This window comes from Candidatus Nitrosopumilus sp. SW, assembly GCF_006740685.1.
Taxonomy (GTDB): Archaea; Thermoproteota; Nitrososphaeria; order Nitrososphaerales; family Nitrosopumilaceae; genus Nitrosopumilus.
Genome location: NZ_CP035425.1, coordinates 407,015 through 423,299, shown reverse-complemented (window position 1 = coordinate 423,299; position 16,285 = coordinate 407,015). Strand labels below are relative to the sequence as shown.

Here is a 16,285-nt window from a genome sequence, read left to right as displayed (position 1 = left end):
AATTCTTTTCATAGATATTTGTGAAATTAGAAAATCTGAGAATTATTGTTGATGAAAGAGAGAAAAAAAGTGGAATTCCTGAACTACTAAAATCTGTTGGGTTGAATCTTGAAATGAAAACACTTCCAATTGGAGATTATATTGTAGCTCCTGAAACAATAGTGGAACGAAAGAGTATTCGTGATTTAATGGCATCAGTATTTGATGGTAGGTTATTTGATCAATGTACTAGACTAAAAGAACATTTTGAACATCCAATTGTTTTGATGGAGGGTAACGTGGATGAAATCGAAGAGATTACAGAAAACCCTTTAATTTTTTATGGTGCAATCTCTACTGTTGTTCTTGATTTTAAAATTCCAGTAATTCCTACCCCAAGTGCAGCACATACTGCAAAATTATTGGTCTCTATGTGTTCTCGAAAAGATGCATCAAAAGGACCATTCTTAAAAAAAATAAAAAAATCATCTGATTTGGAGCGACAACAATTGTCTTCTCTTTGTAGCCTACCTGGTGTTGGAGAAAAATTTGCAGTAAGAATGCTTGAAAAATTTGGCACTCCTCTTAAAGTATTTACTGCAACAACTTCGGAACTGGCAAAAGTTGAAGGATTAGGTGAGGCAAGAGCCAAAAAAATCAAAAAAGTTCTTGACACAAAAAGTAAACATCTTAAAAAATCAAACCAAAAAACTTTGCATGATTCTTAAGATTGCTCTTTGAGTAGTTTTCTTTTTAGAGGTGTTCCACAAACAGGACATTCTGTTCCACTTGTGTGATTAGTTCTACATCCTGGGCAATAATGCACCCATTTTCCAACATCTTTGATTCCTTGAGTCATTATTGGTGAAATCTTCAAGCCTAGATTGCGTGCAACATTTGAAATAGCAAAGTCATCGCTGATTATCTCACCTTTTAATTCAATACACAATGCAATGACTGACAAGTCTTGTTTTGATAATTGAGGAAAATCTCCAGTGTTCTTTGCAGCACTAGTAGCAGCTTTTGTAGCGCTTACATCTGGTTCTCTAATTTTTAATCTATTTGTCTCAAGTAATGTTCCCAATGCATCATGGTTTTTCTTTATGTGCTTGATTTCATCATAGACTAGTGATGTTGTATAACAATCACTAGATGATCTAAATGGAACCCCTGCATAAAATGCACTAGCATCTAAAATTCTAAAATCCAAGCTTACTCATTTGTCTTAATCCACGTTTTTTCAATCTGATAAACACAGCAGGTTTTTTGTGTTTCTTGATTGTTATTGGTTCTTCAAACCCTGCAGTTTTTACTACTTGTGCATCCATTACAATGTTGCAATCATGTGAGCTGATAATCTCTATCTTCTCATCTGGTACAACAATTGATTCTAATCTATACACTGGTGCAACTGGTGTAATTATCAATACATCTAAACTCTCATGCAAAATTGGTCCTCCTAATGAAAATGAATGTCCTGTAGAACCACTTGGTGTTGCAACAATTACACCATCCATTTTTTGTGTTACCGTATCATTTTGGAATTTAATTTCAATCTCTGCAGTTTTTGTCAAGTTTGCTCTGTTGATGAAAATCTCATTTAATGCTGGTGGAAATTCTTTTCCTCCACAAGATGCAACAACTCTTGTTCTCTTGTCCAAGAAAAATTTGTCCTTTTGAATTTGATTTAGCGCATTATCTATCTCTTCAATTGTGATTTCAGCTAAAATTCCTCTATTACCACCTACATTAATTGTTAAAATTGGTGTTTCATTATCTAAATTCCTAAAAACTCGAAGTGTTGTTCCATCCCCTCCCAAAGTGACTACAAGGTCTAGTTTTATTTTTTTTAGATCCTCTAAAGTTTCAATCTGCTTTGCGCCCTCGACTTTAATTGGTGATATTGTATATACCTTGGATTTTTTTGCCAATAATTTTTTTGCGACATCCATTGCAGCTTTTTCGGATTCTTTGTTTCCTACTTTACTTACCACTGCAACGTTTTGTAGTTTCAAGCAGTTTTCTAGAAATGGCATTTACTTAAAAATGATATTTTTTGGAAAAACAATTAAGTATGAAAACGATTTCGATTATCACATGAGTTACGCACATCCCGAAGTATTAGTTGATACGGAATGGGTTTCACAAAATCCCCCAAATGAAAATAGAAAATTAGTTGAAGTCGACTACGATCCTGTGAATGGATATCAAAAAGGTCACATTAGTGGTGCCAGTCTGATCTGGTGGAAACGTGACATTAATGATCCTGTTACAAGAGACATTATCTCAAAAAAGAAATTTGAAGAGTTAATGGCAAAAAATGGAATCACAAAAGATACTGAAGTAGTTCTTTATGGTGACTTTAACAATTGGTTTGCAGCATTTGTTTTCTGGGTTTTCAAAATCTATGGACACGAAAATCTAAAGATTATGAATGGTGGTAGAAAAAAATGGGAATTAGAAAATAGAGATTATACGACTGACGAACCCCAATTTGGATCAGTTACATATGTTGCACAACCTCCAGATGAAGGTCTACGTGCATATCTATTTGATGTAAGCCGTGCACTTGGAAAAGAAGATACCGTTATGGTTGATGTCAGATCTCCTGCAGAATTTTCAGGAGAGATTACTGCACCTCCAGAGTATCCAATGGAACATGCACAGAGAGGTGGACACATTCCTGACGCAAATAATATTCCATGGGCAACTGCAGTCAATGACGCTGATGGAACTTTCAAAACAGTTGAAGAGCTAAAACAAAACTATGAACCAAAAGGAGTTACACCTGACAAAGATGTAATTTGTTATTGTAGAATTGGTGAACGTTCTTCACACAGTTGGTTTGTTCTAAAATACCTACTTGGATATCCAAAGGTCCGAAACTATGATGGTTCTTGGACTGAATGGGGAAACATGATAGGAAACCCTGTGGAAAAATAAATTGTTACTAGATCTCCCTGTTTTAAAAAAGGGATCTTTTTATTTTATCAAAGACTCTGATGATGATCTTGTCATGGAGGATAAAACAAAGCGAGGCCTTACTGTAAAGGAAACATCTGTTGATGAAAAACTCAATGTCAAGGCCGACAAGGGTATGATTCATGATATGGATGGCATTGGCCATTGGGTTCCAATAAGGTGGTATTTTCCAAAAGATTCCTATGATCTTGCTGCAGTTACAGTACATGCTGAAGCAATGGAAAAAAAATACACGGAACTACGAGAACTTACATGTCCTGACGATGATGACTGATAACCTTTTTAAATAAAATCAATTGAGAAAACTCAGATGTCTTTACTTCTCAAAGATCGAGTTTGGTCGATGGAAGCCCCTACTGCAAAACGTGGAGTCTATCCATTACATGGATTCAAACTTGGGTTGTACAGATTACCAATTAATCTAGAAGACCCTAATGAGATAAAGTCAGTTCATGATGGTCTCAAAAAGGCTTTTGAGATGGACAAGTATGCTGATAGAATTTTTGCAACCTATCGTTGGACAGAACAAAACATGGATGATCCTGATGCAAAAGGATACGAAGAAGTTGAGTTATCCGTTACAGTTGAAATTGTTACTGGTGAAGTTGTAGATATTATTTATCAGATTTTCCCAATTGAAAAATTTGGTGATCCTAACTGGGTCAAAGACTACCGAAAGAAAGCAGACCATTTTGCAAAAATGGTAATTGATACTATTTTGCGTAATACTATCTTGGCAGACAAGATGATTTCTTACTTTGCAAAGACCGAGAAAATTTCTGAAGTTGCAGCTATTCAAAAACTTGAAGACCTTACTCCATTAGCAAAGATTGTTCTTGGTGCAAAACCAAAACCAGTTGAGGCTACTGAAGAAGAAGCAGAAGAAGATGAAGGTGACATCGAAATTCCTGATGGTGCAAAGCCTGGACCAATTGATGTTGATTACAAACAAAAGATGAAGGCCTCTGCTCCTTACGAAGCACCCGAACATACAATCAAAACTTGGGGTAGAAAAGGAACTAGCAATGGAATAATGGGTGTTTGGGGAGAATTTGTTTCTGTAGATTATGATATTTGTGTAGCAGATGGTGGATGTATTGAAGCATGCCCTGTAGGTGTGTATGAGTGGTTTGACACTCCTGGAAATCCTGCATCTGACAAAAAACCACTAATGTCTAAAGAACCTGATTGTATCTTTTGTCTTGCATGCGAAGGTGTTTGTCCTCCACAAGCAATTAAGATATTTGAACAAAAATAATGAAAATTTATTGCAAGTATAAATAGCGAATAGTGGTTCTGGGAAATTAGGGATATGGCATTCAATCCTTTCACTGCATTTGTTTTTGACCTGTTTATTTTATCTGCCATAATAATTACTGCCTATACTTGCAATTTTTACTATCTGGCATTTCTTTCAAGAAAAAGAAAAGATATTTTGGAAACTGCTGACTTGGGAACTCCCTCAATTACAATACAATTACCAATTTACAATGAAAAGTACGTTGCAAAGAGATTAGTTGATTCTGTATGTAATTTGGATTATCCTCAAGACAAAATGAGGATAATGGTATTGGATGATTCAGACGATGATACTGTAGACCTACTGGCAGACACTGTTAATGATTACAAAAAGAAAGGCTTCCAAATTGAACATGTTCGACGTGGAACTCGAAAGGGGTACAAGGCTGGCGCATTAAAACATGCAATGCAGTCAACTGATACAGAACTTGTAGCAATTTTTGATGCTGATTTTATTCCTCCAACATGGTTCTTAAAACGTGCTATTCCTCACTTTGCAAAATCAAACATTGGACTTGTGCAATGTCGTTGGGGTCATGTCAATGAAAATTATTCTGCAATAACCCAAGCCCAAGCACTAAGTCTTGACTTTCATTTTCTAATTGAACAAAAAGCAAAGAGTAATTCTCATCTTTTCATGAATTTCAATGGTACTGCTGGAATCTGGAAACGTGATTGTATTGAGGATGCTGGTGGATGGCACACTGCAACTCTGGTTGAAGATCTTGATCTTAGTTACAGGGCGCAAATGAAAGGATGGAAATGTGTGTTCTTACCTGACATTGTAGTTGATGCAGAGTTACCTGTACAGATGAATGCTGCAAAAAGACAACAATTTCGTTGGGCTAAAGGTTCTATCCAATGTGCAATTAAACTACTAACTGATATTGCAATCAAACGAAAAATTGCAATTGAAGCAAAGATTCAAGCCTTTATTCAACTTACTCGTCATATTGTTTACCCGTTAATGCTAATCCAATTTTTGGCATTGCCTATTTTGTTGGCAGGACAAGTAAATCTCTATGTGATTAGTTTTCTTCCTGCAATAACAATTGCAACATATCTTGCAATGGGTCCTGGCGCGTACATTATGATTATACAAAGCATGTATCACAAATCGTGGAAATCAAAAGCCAAGATATTACCTGCATTACTAGTCTATAATGCTGGAATGTCTGTAAACAATACCGTTGCAGTGTTTGATGCAATACTTGGAAAAAAGAATGAATTTCTTAGAACTCCAAAATACGGTGTTCTAAAAACAAAAGATGATTGGAAAGATAATGCATACAATTTACCATTTTCTCAAGTAACACTTCTTGAAATTTTCTTTGGCGTTTATGGAATGTTAGGAATCTTTGTTTCAATATTTTCAAACAATCCTATCTTTGTTCCAATAATTGCACTGCAAACTGTTGGATTCTTCTATATTGCCTATCTGAGCCTCTCTCATACTCGATTTAAAAGAAATAAATCAAGTGTTAATCGTGTAATGACCAAGAAAGAGAAGATGGCAAATAGAGTTTACAAACTTTCCATGGTTGGGATTGTTGGAATAATTATTTTTGGAGGATTTATGGCAATTTATGGATATAGCGTTGACATCTATCCTCTTGATAGAATCCGTGGTAATCTGGATGGTATCATTGGTTCATCTGATCCTGCTGATATTCGTGCACATTTGATGGCAATTCAGGCTGATATGGATGGAATTATGGCAAATGATCTCATCCCTGAGAAAACTAATGCTGACGGTGAACTGATTTCTAAAAATCCTGTTTGGTTATTTTCCACAGAATCTACTAACTTTGTTAGAATTCAGGATAACCTTGACACTATGCTTGCAAGTGTTGATAAAATTTCTACTGTTCCAAAAGACAGTTCTGCATATCATACTGGAATGATGGATGTAAGTGATAGGGCTCTTTTACTGAAAACAAACATTATGGATGCAACTCCCTACATGTATGTCAGTGTTGCAAATCTATTGTTTACAACAGTTTGGATTGCTGCACTATTGGGAATCTTTGCAGCACTCAAAAGAAAGAAAGAACAACTCAAAGAAGTTGACGAAACTGGAATCTAAGAAATATTCAGATCCTTTCTAATTTCATCAACAGCTCTAATTCCATAGATGTCTCTAATCTGCTGAACTCTTACTGCTTCTTTTAACAAGTCTCGTCCTATAGCATTTGTTAAAATTGAATATACATCACTAAATCTAATTTCCCATCTATCTGCACAATCCAGAATCTTACTTACTGCCCATTGTCTTACTTCATGTGGTAATGGAATTTTTTCACCAGATTCTATTGAAATTCTGTCAAATAGATTCACAATATCTGCCGTCTGAGATGCCATTTTTTCAAGATCTTTTGCTTCACCATACTTTGATTCAGCATTCATTCTGATGTTTGATTGGTATTCTGATAGTTTTAACAATGCCATCATTTCTTTTGATGAATCATCTGAAGCTTTGGCTGTGACACTTCTAACTGATTGCATCTCGTCAAACAATTTCTCTGTCTTTTTATGAAATTCTGCAGTTGTTGCATCTTGTCTTTTTAGCATATCTGATGCTGAAGAGATTTTTTGCTCAATACTGTTTGTTTTATCAAATACATTTTGTTTGAATTCTGAGAGGTCCTCTTGAACTGATTTGAGACCCTCGCCTACAAATGCAGTTGAATCTGCTCTATGGGATAATGTGTTAATCTCTGTCTCTATTTTGTCAATCTTGCCTGCCAGTTCCTTTATTGATTCTAGGCTCAAATTATCAACAGAACTTGCCTTTGTGGCAACAGTCTCAAATTGTTGCTTTAAGCCCTCAATTACTCCTCCAAGTGAATCAATCTTTGATGCTTTTGATGATATGGCATCAATTGTTACCTTAATTGCATCTAATTCTGAATTGATATTGGAATTATTTGAAACTCCTTCAGTTATTTTTGAGAGTTCTTGTTTGAGACTTTCAATTATCTGAGCTCCTGTCTCAAGTTTTGCAGTTTTTCCTGAAATCTCTTCAATACTGTTTTTTAGTTTGTCCATTTCTGAACCCACTTCTAAAAAGGAATCTGTTTTTCCTGAAACTTTTCTTAGATCATCTCTTACTTCATCTATTCTTTGTGCAATCTTGATAATCATCTGTGAATTATTTCTAATAGAATTCATACTGTCTTCTACCTGTTGACTAATTTCTTGAGATTTTGATAATTTCTGTTCCTCTGAAATTCTGTTAATTTCTTCTTGTAATTTTGCAGTTTGATTGTTTATTTTAGTTACTAGATTTGATTGGGTTCTAACTTGATTTAGTCCTGCATACAGCTTTTGTGTATCATCTTCAATTATGTTAAGTTGTTTTGATTGTTTTTGAATGTGTTCTAATGCTAATGTTAATGAATCAATCATGCCTTTCATAGACACTAGGACCTTTTGATTTTCTCCAAAAATCTTTGACATTACTTTGATCTCTTTTTGCAATGCTTTGTTAGAATCTGAAACTGATGCAACTTTTTTTAGTAAAGCTGATGGGCTAGGTTCTTTTTTTGCAACTTTTTTTGCTTTAGTGGTGGTTTTTTTCTTTGTAGTTTTTGTGGCCATCTTAATTGGATTAAAAATTTAACGATAAAAAAGTTAGGTCTAAAATAAAAAATGTAAAGAGTTACTTGTTTACCACTTCTGGTTCATGAAGTAACTCGTGAAAGGTCTTTTCAGCCAAACCATTTGCTGTTTCGATAAAGCCTCTTGTACAATATTCGCATTGAATCATATAGTACCGTATGGTACCGTACTATTAATAGCGAGGTAATGACAACGTAACCAATTATGCAGTCAGATACCCCAGGTCATATCTCTACATCTTATTCAGTTGACCTAATCATCACTCTGCATTTTGACAATGACTGCTTGGAATAAAGAGATTAACCTTTTGAAATTTTGAGCCTACATTCAATTATTTGCAGTTTTTGTGATTTTATTTCTAAATTTTCAATCCGTAATCATTTTTAAACAAATTTGCTAAGTGATAACATGCAAAACATCCCACTACAGCTAAACCCTAGTGGGATTCAAAGCTCACTAAACAATACTGTATCTAGTTTGATTGAACAAGTTACTCCTGAACTTCCTCATACATCATTTGTTACTGATTTGGCATTTATCATGATTATTGGGGCTGTTGTCACTCTTGCCTTTTTCAAAATCAAGCAACCGTTAATCATTGGATATCTTTTTGCAGGGATGCTTATTGGACCATTATCTCCATTTTGGTCTTGGGTGTTGCCTGAAGGTGGCCCGTCTGCTGATGTTTTAGAAGGGGTTGGAATCTTATCTGATATCTCTGCATTGAATCTTTTTGCTGAGATTGGTGTAATTTTATTATTATTTGTAATTGGAATTGAATTTCCATATGCAAAAATCAGAAGTATAGGTAGAGTTGCAGTTGGAGTTGGAACTATCGGATTGTTCTCCACATTAGGTGTAGTGTTTTACACTGCTACTGCCTTGGGTTTAGAATTTATGGATGCATTGTTTATTTCTGCGGCATTATCAATTTCCAGTACTGCAATCATTGTAAAAATTTTGGAAGATATGGGAAAGATCAAAAAAGAATCATCAATTCTTGTATTAGGTATTTTGATAGTTGAAGACGTTATTGCAGTTATTTTGATTTCATCTTTACAGTCAATTGCATTAGTTGGAACCGTCTCTGTTGAATCAATAATTGTAGTTGTTTTAGTTGCAACTGGATTAATTGTTGGAACCTTTACAGTTGGAACTCGTGTAATTCCTCCTCTAATTGATAGAGTTGCTGCTGCAGAACACCGTGAAATTTTACTCCTTAGTGTTCTTGGTGTTTGTTTTGGTTATGCCTTGTTTGCAAATATTGTTGGATTATCAGTCGCAATTGGTGCCTTTTTGGCAGGAGTTTTGGTAGCAGAATCAAAATCTGCCGAAGTTGCAAAACTACTTTCTAGTCCAATTAAAGATATGTTTGTTGCAATCTTCTTTATTTCAGTTGGTGCATTGATGGATGTCTCTCAACTTGGAGACTATATCTGGATAGCAATTGCATTGATTGCAGTTGCTACTGGTATGAAATTTGGAGGAAATATGCTTGGAAATATTTTATTTAGACAAAAACGTGGAAAAGCTCTTCGTTCAGCATTTACTTTGGGTGCACCACGAGGAGAATTCTCAATTGTAATTGTAAAAGCTGGTGTTGATATTGGAGCAGTGAGCGCTTTCTTGTTCCCTCTAATTGGTATAATTTCAATTATCACTGCATTTCTTTCTCCTTTCATGGTAAAAGCTGGGGATAAAATAATCCCCAAATTAGAAAAAGACAATGTCTGATGAACTAAAACGAATGCTAGAGCAAGTCCATACTGGCATCACAACTTTTGATTTTGAGGGAAAAGAAACTCCGTGCATAGTAGTTGATGCAACAAAATACGGAACTATTAGAGCAAAAATTGAAGGACAACCATTTTCAGTAAACACTGATTTGAATATTTTTCAAGATGGATTAGGAAATGTCTTTGTTGAAGTTGTTTTGACTTTTTCAATTGGAAATATCACTGAAAAATTTCTCATTAATGCAAAGAATGATCTGAAATTTTTTGAAGCACTTGCTAACACCTCTATGCTTGTACTAAACTCACCTGAATCTCAATATGGTAAAGATAATGTTATTGCAATTCAACTTCCTCGACCTGAAAAAGCTCATGATGCACTAGAAATTATAAAATCTGCTCTAATCCCTAAAAATCCATAAATGGTGCAGTTACCGGGATTTGAACCCGGGTCACGTACTTGGCAAGCACGAGTACTAACCAGACTGTACTATAACTGCAACAAACCTAGAGGCTGAATTTGGATATTAAACTGTTTTTAACTATTTTAATGAAGAATCCCTATGGATAAAGTTCTTCTAAAAAAGATTGAAGAAAAAATTCAAGAAACAATTTCAAACAAAGATGAAATTAAACAATTAATTTCCCTGTTGTCAAACATTGATAATTCTAAATCTTTTGCATTGGGTATAGTTGTTGGGAGAATCTACAATGCATTTTATTATCAGTCAAAACGGATTTTGAATAGAGATCCAACAAAAACTGAATTTGAAGAATTTTTAGAATTTATTCAAAACAAGAAATCTGATTTGGAGAATCTATGGTGATGGTTTGTTCCATTCAACAACTTTGATTGTTGGTGTTCCTGGTAATTTTACACATGCACTTTTGAGTGATTTCTTTGCTGCTGCCAAGTGAGCGTCACCATTAACGTAAAGTTCCATGATGCATTGACCCTCTTTTACTCTTGCACCTAAACTGGTTGCTTTTCCCCAAGCTCTTCTCATTCCTTCTGAAATTCTGTCTGCACCTGCAGTTGCAATTTGTTTATTTTCTCTTAACATGTTATGTGGATAAATTCTAAGTCTTGAATAATATCCTGATTCACCAGTTGTTTTTTCTAGTGTTTTGTTTGCTGCCAATCTTGTTGATTCAATTGCCATGTGTCTTAATTGCATTTTCTCATTAATGCATAATTGTACACAATACTGATAAGTTCCTCTTTTACCACCTTGAAATTTTGCAATTTTAATTTGTGGCTTACCTTTGATGTACTTTCTTCTGGTAAAGACTTGACCATTTCCTTCTCTATAATTAGCACCATGCATGTTATGATAATGCCTGAATGCCCATATTTTAACGGTTAGAAGACATTCATTCGTATTTTCCAATGCTTATATGGAAATCATTTGGTTTTCTTTTCATCATGGAAGATACCCCTTTAGTTAGAGGCACATTGGTCTCAGATCAGGCCTGTATTGTTGATAAGAATATGATTCATGAACTTGAACTAAAGGGATATGGAGAAATTGAAAAAGAAAAACTATTCCTTAAACAATTTGAGGCTCTTTATCTCTTGTACACGAACAAACTGATCCTAAAGAAAGGCAAAAAACAAATCGATTTTGATTTTTTTATGAATATTTGTCAAAAGACTGATTCTGAAATTTTAACCAAATTTCTGATCTATCGTGATCTGAGAAATAGGGGTTATGTTGTAAAAGATGGATTTGGATTTGGCTCTGATTTTAGAGTGTATGAAAGAGGGCACTTTGGTGAGAAAGGGGCAAAATTTTTGATATTTGGTCTAAATGAAGGGCAACAAGAAAAGATGGGGAATTTACAAAAAAAGATTCAGGAGATTTCTCAAATGGGAAAGGAGCCAATAATTGCAGTTATTGAACGTCGTGGTGAAGTAATCTATTACAAAATCAACAAGATGAACTTTTATGAAAATAAGGCAAGACTAGAAGAATCATTTAATCTTTGAGAATCCAGTCTGAAGAATATTTTAGCAGATTTTTTTCTTCAGCATACATAAAATCATAAACCTCCAAATGTTTTGTTTTGTTTTCCCACAACTCTTCAAAGTCTTTCATCTTTCTTGCTACTCTTGATTTGTCATTCCAGGATGTAAATACGTCAACTGATTCAAAGTCTCTGGTTTGAGTAGAAAATGATTCTCTTGATGTTCCTGTAAATGCAACCGCATCATCTTTTTCATCTCTAAATATCCCAATTCTTTCTGAAAAAGAGTCTGCTATTTGTTCAGAATTTGGAATTGCAATCTTTAATTCAATCTGACCCTTGTTAACGATATTTTGTAATTTTTGTATTTTTGAATCTTTGATAAATTTCCCTTCAAATGATTTTGTGTATTTTTCAGAGAAGAGTTTTGTAAATACATTAAGATCTTCTGTTCTGAACCTATGTCCTGTGACCATTCTCAATTTTGCCTTTCCTATTGCAAAGTTGTCAAAGGCCATAGCAATTGTGGCTAGTGTTTGAATTGACAAAAAATCTACACATCTATCATATTCAATACAATGCCCCAGACATGGAAAGAAAAATTCTGCTACAATATCATCAATGTCTGAACGATATTCTTCTTTTAGTTCTATGTCTCTTAATCCCACTAGTACCGTCTAATCAATTTGTTATTTAAAGAAACAATTTTTTTAAAAATTAGAAAAATGCTCCCACCGGGATTTGAACCCGGGTCACAGCCTTGAGAGGGCTGTATGCTTAACCGGACTACACTATAGGAGCTTAATCCAAAACAACCTTTGTCTCAATTTAAAGGAAAGGTTTTGACTTTACATGAATTTGTTAAACTTTGTGAGTTAGGTCATTTATAGAAAATCTAGAATATCCTTTTACATGGATTTACAAAAAATTCCTGAGAAACTAGGTTTATCTGATTTTCCTGTAGGCTTGGGTGGATGTAGAGTTTCTGAAAATTTTTTTGATTCTTGTGGATATGATGTTGTTGTCTTTGATGACAAAGATGAACTCAGCAAAATCATCTCAATTGATGATGAAATGTTTGTTCTTCATCATGGAACTTTTTCTGAAACAAATTCAAAGAAACTTTTGCAATATGCTGATCTGCAAATTATTCAAGACCCCTCTTGGGAACTTCGAATGTTTTTATCAAAAATTAAAGAAAAACGTCCATCTTTGTTTGCTGATTTTGCAAAAAACTCTTTGATCGAATCAATGTTTTGTTGCCAAAAGACAAAAGAGTCAATTGATAACTCTGATGATTTTGCTCCTTGCTGGCAAAAATGCGCCGCATTTTTTCTGGCTGATGCAATCACTTCTCTAAATAACAAAAGATTGGGGCCAACACACATGCTTGATTCTTTGAGAAAATTTGCAAAATCTCCAATTAATGAGCACATCTCTGTTGTTACACAAACAGTTGGAATCGAACGGGCAACCCCTGTTTTACTTGAACGTATGGTAAAATCTACTATGGGCTTTTCTGATATGATTGAAAAGAATAATCATTCTCAAATTATTCAGCAAAAACATGATTATTTTGTAAAAAATTCCATGATTTCAGACTGTTATTTTTATCTGGGATATGTCAATAAGGAAAATTTCATCAAAATCAAAAACACCCTGAGTAGAAATCATGATCTTATTCATGTCTTAAAAACAGCTTTTGACATTGAGGCTGACTCTAATGTTTTATTACACCAGGCTGACTTGATCCAAAACTCTTGTAATGCTTTACTTGCCACATGTTCAGAATAATGGTTCTATACACTTGCACTAACCTTTTAAAATAAGTATGATTATGATTTGTCATGACAGATCAAGCATGTGGATGCGAAGCTGATAGCGGCGATCCAGAATATGCATGTGATTGTGCAATGCAAGGTCACTGCATCTGTAGTGCAGACTGCAAATGTAATACTGACGTTTGTAAAGAAGCTACTAAAGACATGTAATTGGATTATTCCAATTTTTTCTTTTATTTTTAAAATTATTCGTCTTCCTCATCAAATCCCCAAGATTTCACTAACTCTTTTTGGAATTTGTCATTTTGTTTTGAATCTAGTGCGTATCCACAGTTTTTGTGTGTTGGAACAACATTCATTCCATCTAACTTGAATTCTACTTCAAACAAGTGAACTTTTGAGCATTCGCACATTTCTAGTCAATCTCTAACTTTTCCTCTATATTTGCTTATTTGAACCAAGTTGAATAACGTTTAACTATCTCTTTTAACAATTTTTTTTAGATTTGAATAAACTATCCTTCCTTCCAATTCTTATGGTGTTCCTTTTAGGGACATTGATGATCCCTTCGGCATTTGCTCAAATCCAATCTGGCGGTGTTGATAAAGAGGGAACTTGGTATGTTGGAGAGGGTCTCAAACATGGTGATTATTTTTCTTATAACATGTGTCATGTAGACTACAAAGAATGTGCTGAATTTGGTCTTGATATGTGGATAAAAGGTGACAAGCAAGTTGGGACTGAGACAAAGTGGTTAGCTGAAGTTGTTGTTTATGATGGTAACAAAGTAATTGTTGGTGAAATGGAATTAGGAAAGATTGCACCTGAACCAACCGGTGGAAGTCCAGAATTAGGTGTGTATAGAGGTGCATTCAAATCCTCAGTTGCATGGTTATCTGCATTTGCAACATCTGATGATAGTGCAGGTGGAAAAGGACCAAAAGCATTTAGCGCTACTTCTTGGGGAAAAATTGGAAACATTGGTGGAGAACAAGTTCTTCCTAAACTAATAGAAGAAATTACAATTTCATCTGGAACTTGGGATACTGTTCAAATTGGTTGGAAAACTGGTGGTTATCTAAGTAAAGTATGGATTGTTGACGAGTTTCCATTTCCTGTAAAAGCTCATACATTAACTCATGTATCTGAAGGAATTCCTCCAGCTGAATACAAATTTGAATTACTTGATTACAAAGAAAACGTCTCTACAAGTCCTTTCTCAGGAATTGTATCTACTGCTGATACTTTTTCAGCTCAAGGATGTGATACTGACTTTGAAAGAGATGTTGCTATAAAGAAACCTACATCTAATTTTGATTACCAGATTCATGTATTTTATGGTCCTGAAGAACCTGTTCAAGGATGTGAGATGCAATGGCTCATAAAATTTATCAGTAAATTTGATGACACCGAATTTTTGAATCAAGTGCAATTTGATTTTCTAGTTGTAGATGATAACTTGACTCCATTACGTTCTATGGCACAAGAAGAAGGAAGACAATATCTCTATTCTCCATCTGGTCAATACATAATGGATATGGTGGTTCAAGAACCTCCAGGTAAGGCAAATTATGTTATCTGGATTTATGGATTAGCTCCTGAAGGAATTGTACCTTCTTCTTCTTCAGATTATGTTGAAATTCCAGTAACTATCTTTGCTGGTGAAGGAAGCACACCTGTTGTCCCTCCTGTAGATACAACTCCTCAAAAAATACCTGAATGGATTAAGAATAATGCAGGATGGTGGGCAGATGGCTCAATTGATGATAACTCCTTTGTTCAAGGAATTCAATTCTTAATCAAAGAAGGAATAATGAAAATCCCTCCAACTGCACAAGGTACAGGCTCTTCCAATGAAATCCCATCCTGGATTAAACAAAACGCTGCATGGTGGGCAGATGGCTCAATTGATGATAACTCCTTTGTTCAAGGAATTCAATTCTTAATCAAAGAAGGAATCATGAGAATTTCTTCATAATTACCTACATTCAAATTGTGAATAACTGAAAATTTTTTGAAGAAAAATGGTTGGTCTTTTCAAACATCCTAAACGAAAAATAAAAAAATTGATAACTCAGGGAAATTATGAAGATGCAATCCAACTGGGAAAAAGTTTAGAATCTGAATACTCTAATGATCATGATTTTATGTTCATTATGGGAAGTGTCTACTTTTTAGTTGATGAACCAAAAAAGGCTTTGCCCTATTTTGAAAAAGCATTCCAACTCAACCAAACAGATATTGAAATGCTTAGACTCAAAACTAATGTTCACTTGGCCTTGGAACAAAAATCTGAAGCCATTGATTGTTGTGAACAAATTCTAAAAGTTGATCCAAAAAATCATGAGGCTCATGATTTACTTGATCAACTGGAAAGATTATAGACTATTTCTTTTTCATCTGGTATGCGTTTTCCATCAACCAATTACAAAATGCTGTAACTTTATCATCAAATTCTGTCCAAATATGGACTGAATGAGGCAAAATGTCAATCTTCCAATTCTCTCCAAATACTCTAACCCCTTCTTTATTTTCGTACATGTATGCATCTTCAGTCTGAACATCTCCCAAGAATTCTAATGCCTTTTGTTTAATCTGCTCTCTTTCTATTGGAAATCGTTTTCTTTCATAATCTACAATCAAACTCAAATCTCTTTTCCCATACATCTCGAATTCTTCAATCCTTCCTTCTTTTGGAAAATTTACAACTAGTTTGATGTTGTATTTTCTACCTACCTCTTTTCCAATGTCTACAATTCTTGTGTACCCCATTGCAGGATTTTTCTTTAAGAGAAATCTAATCTGTGCCAAGTCTTTTTTCAATGCATTTTGAAGATCCAAAATTAATTCTGAAAATATCATGATTATTTTGAAAAGAAATTCCTATTATAATCATTAATTTTCTTCCAGATTGGTTTTTTT

At 34.4% G+C, this 16,285-nt stretch carries 20 protein-coding genes and 2 tRNA genes; 13 read left to right on the top strand and 9 right to left on the bottom strand.

Features of this window, described 5'->3' with window-relative positions:
• Positions 1-20 precede the first annotated feature (20 nt).
• Positions 21-707, top strand: a complete 687-nt coding sequence (locus Nisw_RS02625) for an ERCC4 domain-containing protein (protein WP_185736655.1) — start codon at positions 21-23, stop codon at positions 705-707.
• Here Nisw_RS02625 and Nisw_RS02620 read toward each other — a convergent pair.
• Positions 704-1,189, bottom strand: a complete 486-nt coding sequence (locus Nisw_RS02620; protein WP_141976269.1) for an NOB1 family endonuclease — start codon at positions 1,187-1,189, stop codon at positions 704-706. The genes Nisw_RS02625 and Nisw_RS02620 overlap by 4 nt on opposite strands.
• Entirely contained in the window at positions 1,179-2,015 is an 837-nt protein-coding gene (locus Nisw_RS02615) for an NAD(+)/NADH kinase (RefSeq protein WP_141976267.1), read from the bottom strand. Before Nisw_RS02615 ends, Nisw_RS02620 begins: the two co-directional genes overlap by 11 nt.
• A 61-nt stretch (positions 2,016-2,076) precedes the next feature.
• Between Nisw_RS02615 and Nisw_RS02610 the strand changes: the two genes are divergently transcribed.
• Genes Nisw_RS02610 through Nisw_RS02595 form a run of 4 tightly spaced genes read left to right on the top strand, consistent with a single transcriptional unit; the run spans position 2,077 to position 6,346 of the window.
• On the top strand, positions 2,077-2,922 hold the full coding sequence (locus Nisw_RS02610; RefSeq protein WP_141976265.1) for a sulfurtransferase: 846 nt from the start codon (positions 2,077-2,079) through the stop codon (positions 2,920-2,922).
• A gap of 1 nt (position 2,923) precedes the next feature.
• The gene (locus Nisw_RS02605) at positions 2,924-3,235 is read left to right on the top strand and encodes a hypothetical protein (protein WP_141976263.1); all 312 of its coding nucleotides are present in this window, start codon (positions 2,924-2,926) and stop codon (positions 3,233-3,235) included.
• Positions 3,236-3,271: 36 nt separating this feature from the next.
• Positions 3,272-4,219: a ferredoxin family protein gene (locus tag Nisw_RS02600; protein WP_141976261.1), complete on the top strand. Its 948-nt coding sequence runs from the start codon at positions 3,272-3,274 to the stop codon at positions 4,217-4,219.
• A 54-nt stretch (positions 4,220-4,273) separates the two neighbouring features.
• On the top strand, positions 4,274-6,346 hold the full coding sequence (locus tag Nisw_RS02595) for a glycosyltransferase (RefSeq protein WP_141976259.1): 2,073 nt from the start codon (positions 4,274-4,276) through the stop codon (positions 6,344-6,346).
• Here the strand turns inward: Nisw_RS02595 and Nisw_RS02590 are convergent.
• Positions 6,343-7,860 carry a chemotaxis protein gene (locus Nisw_RS02590; RefSeq protein WP_185736654.1) on the bottom strand — a complete coding sequence of 506 codons (1,518 nt, stop codon included), beginning with the start codon at positions 7,858-7,860 and terminating at the stop codon, positions 6,343-6,345. The genes Nisw_RS02595 and Nisw_RS02590 overlap by 4 nt on opposite strands.
• Before the next feature lie 429 nt (positions 7,861-8,289).
• On the opposite strand from Nisw_RS02590, the gene Nisw_RS02585 reads away from it, so the two are divergent.
• On the top strand, positions 8,290-9,615 hold the full coding sequence (locus tag Nisw_RS02585; RefSeq protein ID WP_141976255.1) for a cation:proton antiporter: 1,326 nt from the start codon (positions 8,290-8,292) through the stop codon (positions 9,613-9,615).
• Complete coding sequence (locus Nisw_RS02580; RefSeq protein ID WP_141976253.1) at positions 9,608-10,036, top strand: hypothetical protein; 429 nt, start codon at positions 9,608-9,610, stop codon at positions 10,034-10,036. Before Nisw_RS02585 ends, Nisw_RS02580 begins: the two co-directional genes overlap by 8 nt.
• Before the next feature lies 1 nt (position 10,037).
• On the opposite strand, the gene Nisw_RS02575 is transcribed toward Nisw_RS02580, so the two are convergent.
• Positions 10,038-10,114 (bottom strand) — tRNA-Gly (locus tag Nisw_RS02575).
• Between the two features lie 63 nt (positions 10,115-10,177).
• Between Nisw_RS02575 and Nisw_RS02570 the strand changes: the two genes are divergently transcribed.
• Positions 10,178-10,441: a hypothetical protein gene (locus Nisw_RS02570; RefSeq protein ID WP_141976251.1), complete on the top strand. Its 264-nt coding sequence runs from the start codon at positions 10,178-10,180 to the stop codon at positions 10,439-10,441.
• Here the strand turns inward: Nisw_RS02570 and Nisw_RS02565 are convergent.
• On the bottom strand, positions 10,433-10,942 hold the full coding sequence (locus Nisw_RS02565; RefSeq protein ID WP_141976249.1) for a 50S ribosomal protein L16: 510 nt from the start codon (positions 10,940-10,942) through the stop codon (positions 10,433-10,435). The genes Nisw_RS02570 and Nisw_RS02565 overlap by 9 nt on opposite strands.
• Before the next feature lie 98 nt (positions 10,943-11,040).
• On the opposite strand from Nisw_RS02565, the gene endA reads away from it, so the two are divergent.
• Positions 11,041-11,604: a tRNA-intron lyase gene (gene endA, locus Nisw_RS02560; RefSeq protein WP_141976247.1), complete on the top strand. Its 564-nt coding sequence runs from the start codon at positions 11,041-11,043 to the stop codon at positions 11,602-11,604.
• Here endA and Nisw_RS02555 read toward each other — a convergent pair.
• Both Nisw_RS02555 and Nisw_RS02550 read right to left on the bottom strand, forming a co-directional pair.
• A complete protein-coding gene (locus tag Nisw_RS02555) occupies positions 11,594-12,250 on the bottom strand; it encodes a DNA repair helicase (protein ID WP_141976245.1) in 657 nt (218 codons plus the stop codon). The genes endA and Nisw_RS02555 overlap by 11 nt on opposite strands.
• Before the next feature lie 58 nt (positions 12,251-12,308).
• Positions 12,309-12,383 (bottom strand) — tRNA-Glu (locus tag Nisw_RS02550).
• A 111-nt stretch (positions 12,384-12,494) separates the two neighbouring features.
• On the opposite strand from Nisw_RS02550, the gene Nisw_RS02545 reads away from it, so the two are divergent.
• Together Nisw_RS02545 and Nisw_RS09080 are read left to right on the top strand one after the other, a co-directional pair.
• Positions 12,495-13,376 (top strand): hypothetical protein, encoded by an 882-nt coding sequence (locus Nisw_RS02545; protein WP_141976243.1) that lies wholly within the window; start codon positions 12,495-12,497, stop codon positions 13,374-13,376.
• A 53-nt stretch (positions 13,377-13,429) separates the two neighbouring features.
• Positions 13,430-13,573, top strand: a complete 144-nt coding sequence (locus tag Nisw_RS09080) for a hypothetical protein (protein WP_185736653.1) — start codon at positions 13,430-13,432, stop codon at positions 13,571-13,573.
• A 35-nt stretch (positions 13,574-13,608) separates the two neighbouring features.
• Here the strand turns inward: Nisw_RS09080 and Nisw_RS09075 are convergent, their stop codons facing one another.
• Positions 13,609-13,776, bottom strand: coding sequence for a hypothetical protein (locus Nisw_RS09075; RefSeq protein ID WP_185736652.1), 168 nt, complete (start codon positions 13,774-13,776; stop codon positions 13,609-13,611).
• Positions 13,777-13,898: 122 nt separating this feature from the next.
• Here Nisw_RS09075 and Nisw_RS02540 point away from each other — a divergent pair, with 122 nt between their 5' ends.
• Both Nisw_RS02540 and Nisw_RS02535 read left to right on the top strand, forming a co-directional pair.
• The gene (locus tag Nisw_RS02540) at positions 13,899-15,341 is read left to right on the top strand and encodes a peptidase (RefSeq protein WP_141976241.1); all 1,443 of its coding nucleotides are present in this window, start codon (positions 13,899-13,901) and stop codon (positions 15,339-15,341) included.
• 46 nt (positions 15,342-15,387) lie between these two features.
• Complete coding sequence (locus Nisw_RS02535; protein ID WP_141976239.1) at positions 15,388-15,747, top strand: tetratricopeptide repeat protein; 360 nt, start codon at positions 15,388-15,390, stop codon at positions 15,745-15,747.
• Position 15,748: 1 nt separating this feature from the next.
• Here Nisw_RS02535 and Nisw_RS02530 read toward each other — a convergent pair whose 3' ends face one another.
• A complete protein-coding gene (locus Nisw_RS02530; protein ID WP_141976237.1) occupies positions 15,749-16,225 on the bottom strand; it encodes a hypothetical protein in 477 nt (158 codons plus the stop codon).
• Between the last annotated feature and the right edge of the window lie 60 nt (positions 16,226-16,285).

What these genes read in the sequence shown, in the direction of transcription:
- Nisw_RS02615 (WP_141976267.1), bottom strand. Translation starts at nt 2,015, where the DNA reads ATGCCATTTCTAGAAAACTGCTTGAAACTACAAAACGTTGCAGTGGTA.
- Nisw_RS02610 (WP_141976265.1), top strand. Translation starts at nt 2,077, where the DNA reads ATGAGTTACGCACATCCCGAAGTATTAGTTGATACGGAATGGGTTTCA.
- Nisw_RS02600 (WP_141976261.1), top strand. Translation starts at nt 3,272, where the DNA reads ATGTCTTTACTTCTCAAAGATCGAGTTTGGTCGATGGAAGCCCCTACT.
- Nisw_RS02595 (WP_141976259.1), top strand. Translation starts at nt 4,274, where the DNA reads ATGGCATTCAATCCTTTCACTGCATTTGTTTTTGACCTGTTTATTTTA.
- Nisw_RS02590 (WP_185736654.1), bottom strand. Translation starts at nt 7,860, where the DNA reads ATGGCCACAAAAACTACAAAGAAAAAAACCACCACTAAAGCAAAAAAA.
- Nisw_RS02585 (WP_141976255.1), top strand. Translation starts at nt 8,290, where the DNA reads ATGCAAAACATCCCACTACAGCTAAACCCTAGTGGGATTCAAAGCTCA.
- Nisw_RS02580 (WP_141976253.1), top strand. Translation starts at nt 9,608, where the DNA reads ATGTCTGATGAACTAAAACGAATGCTAGAGCAAGTCCATACTGGCATC.
- Nisw_RS02570 (WP_141976251.1), top strand. Translation starts at nt 10,178, where the DNA reads ATGGATAAAGTTCTTCTAAAAAAGATTGAAGAAAAAATTCAAGAAACA.
- Nisw_RS02565 (WP_141976249.1), bottom strand. Translation starts at nt 10,942, where the DNA reads ATGCATGGTGCTAATTATAGAGAAGGAAATGGTCAAGTCTTTACCAGA.
- endA (WP_141976247.1), top strand. Translation starts at nt 11,041, where the DNA reads ATGGAAGATACCCCTTTAGTTAGAGGCACATTGGTCTCAGATCAGGCC.
- Nisw_RS02545 (WP_141976243.1), top strand. Translation starts at nt 12,495, where the DNA reads ATGGATTTACAAAAAATTCCTGAGAAACTAGGTTTATCTGATTTTCCT.
- Nisw_RS09080 (WP_185736653.1), top strand. Translation starts at nt 13,430, where the DNA reads ATGACAGATCAAGCATGTGGATGCGAAGCTGATAGCGGCGATCCAGAA.
- Nisw_RS09075 (WP_185736652.1), bottom strand. Translation starts at nt 13,776, where the DNA reads ATGTGCGAATGCTCAAAAGTTCACTTGTTTGAAGTAGAATTCAAGTTA.
- Nisw_RS02540 (WP_141976241.1), top strand. Translation starts at nt 13,899, where the DNA reads ATGGTGTTCCTTTTAGGGACATTGATGATCCCTTCGGCATTTGCTCAA.
- Nisw_RS02535 (WP_141976239.1), top strand. Translation starts at nt 15,388, where the DNA reads ATGGTTGGTCTTTTCAAACATCCTAAACGAAAAATAAAAAAATTGATA.
- Nisw_RS02530 (WP_141976237.1), bottom strand. Translation starts at nt 16,225, where the DNA reads ATGATATTTTCAGAATTAATTTTGGATCTTCAAAATGCATTGAAAAAA.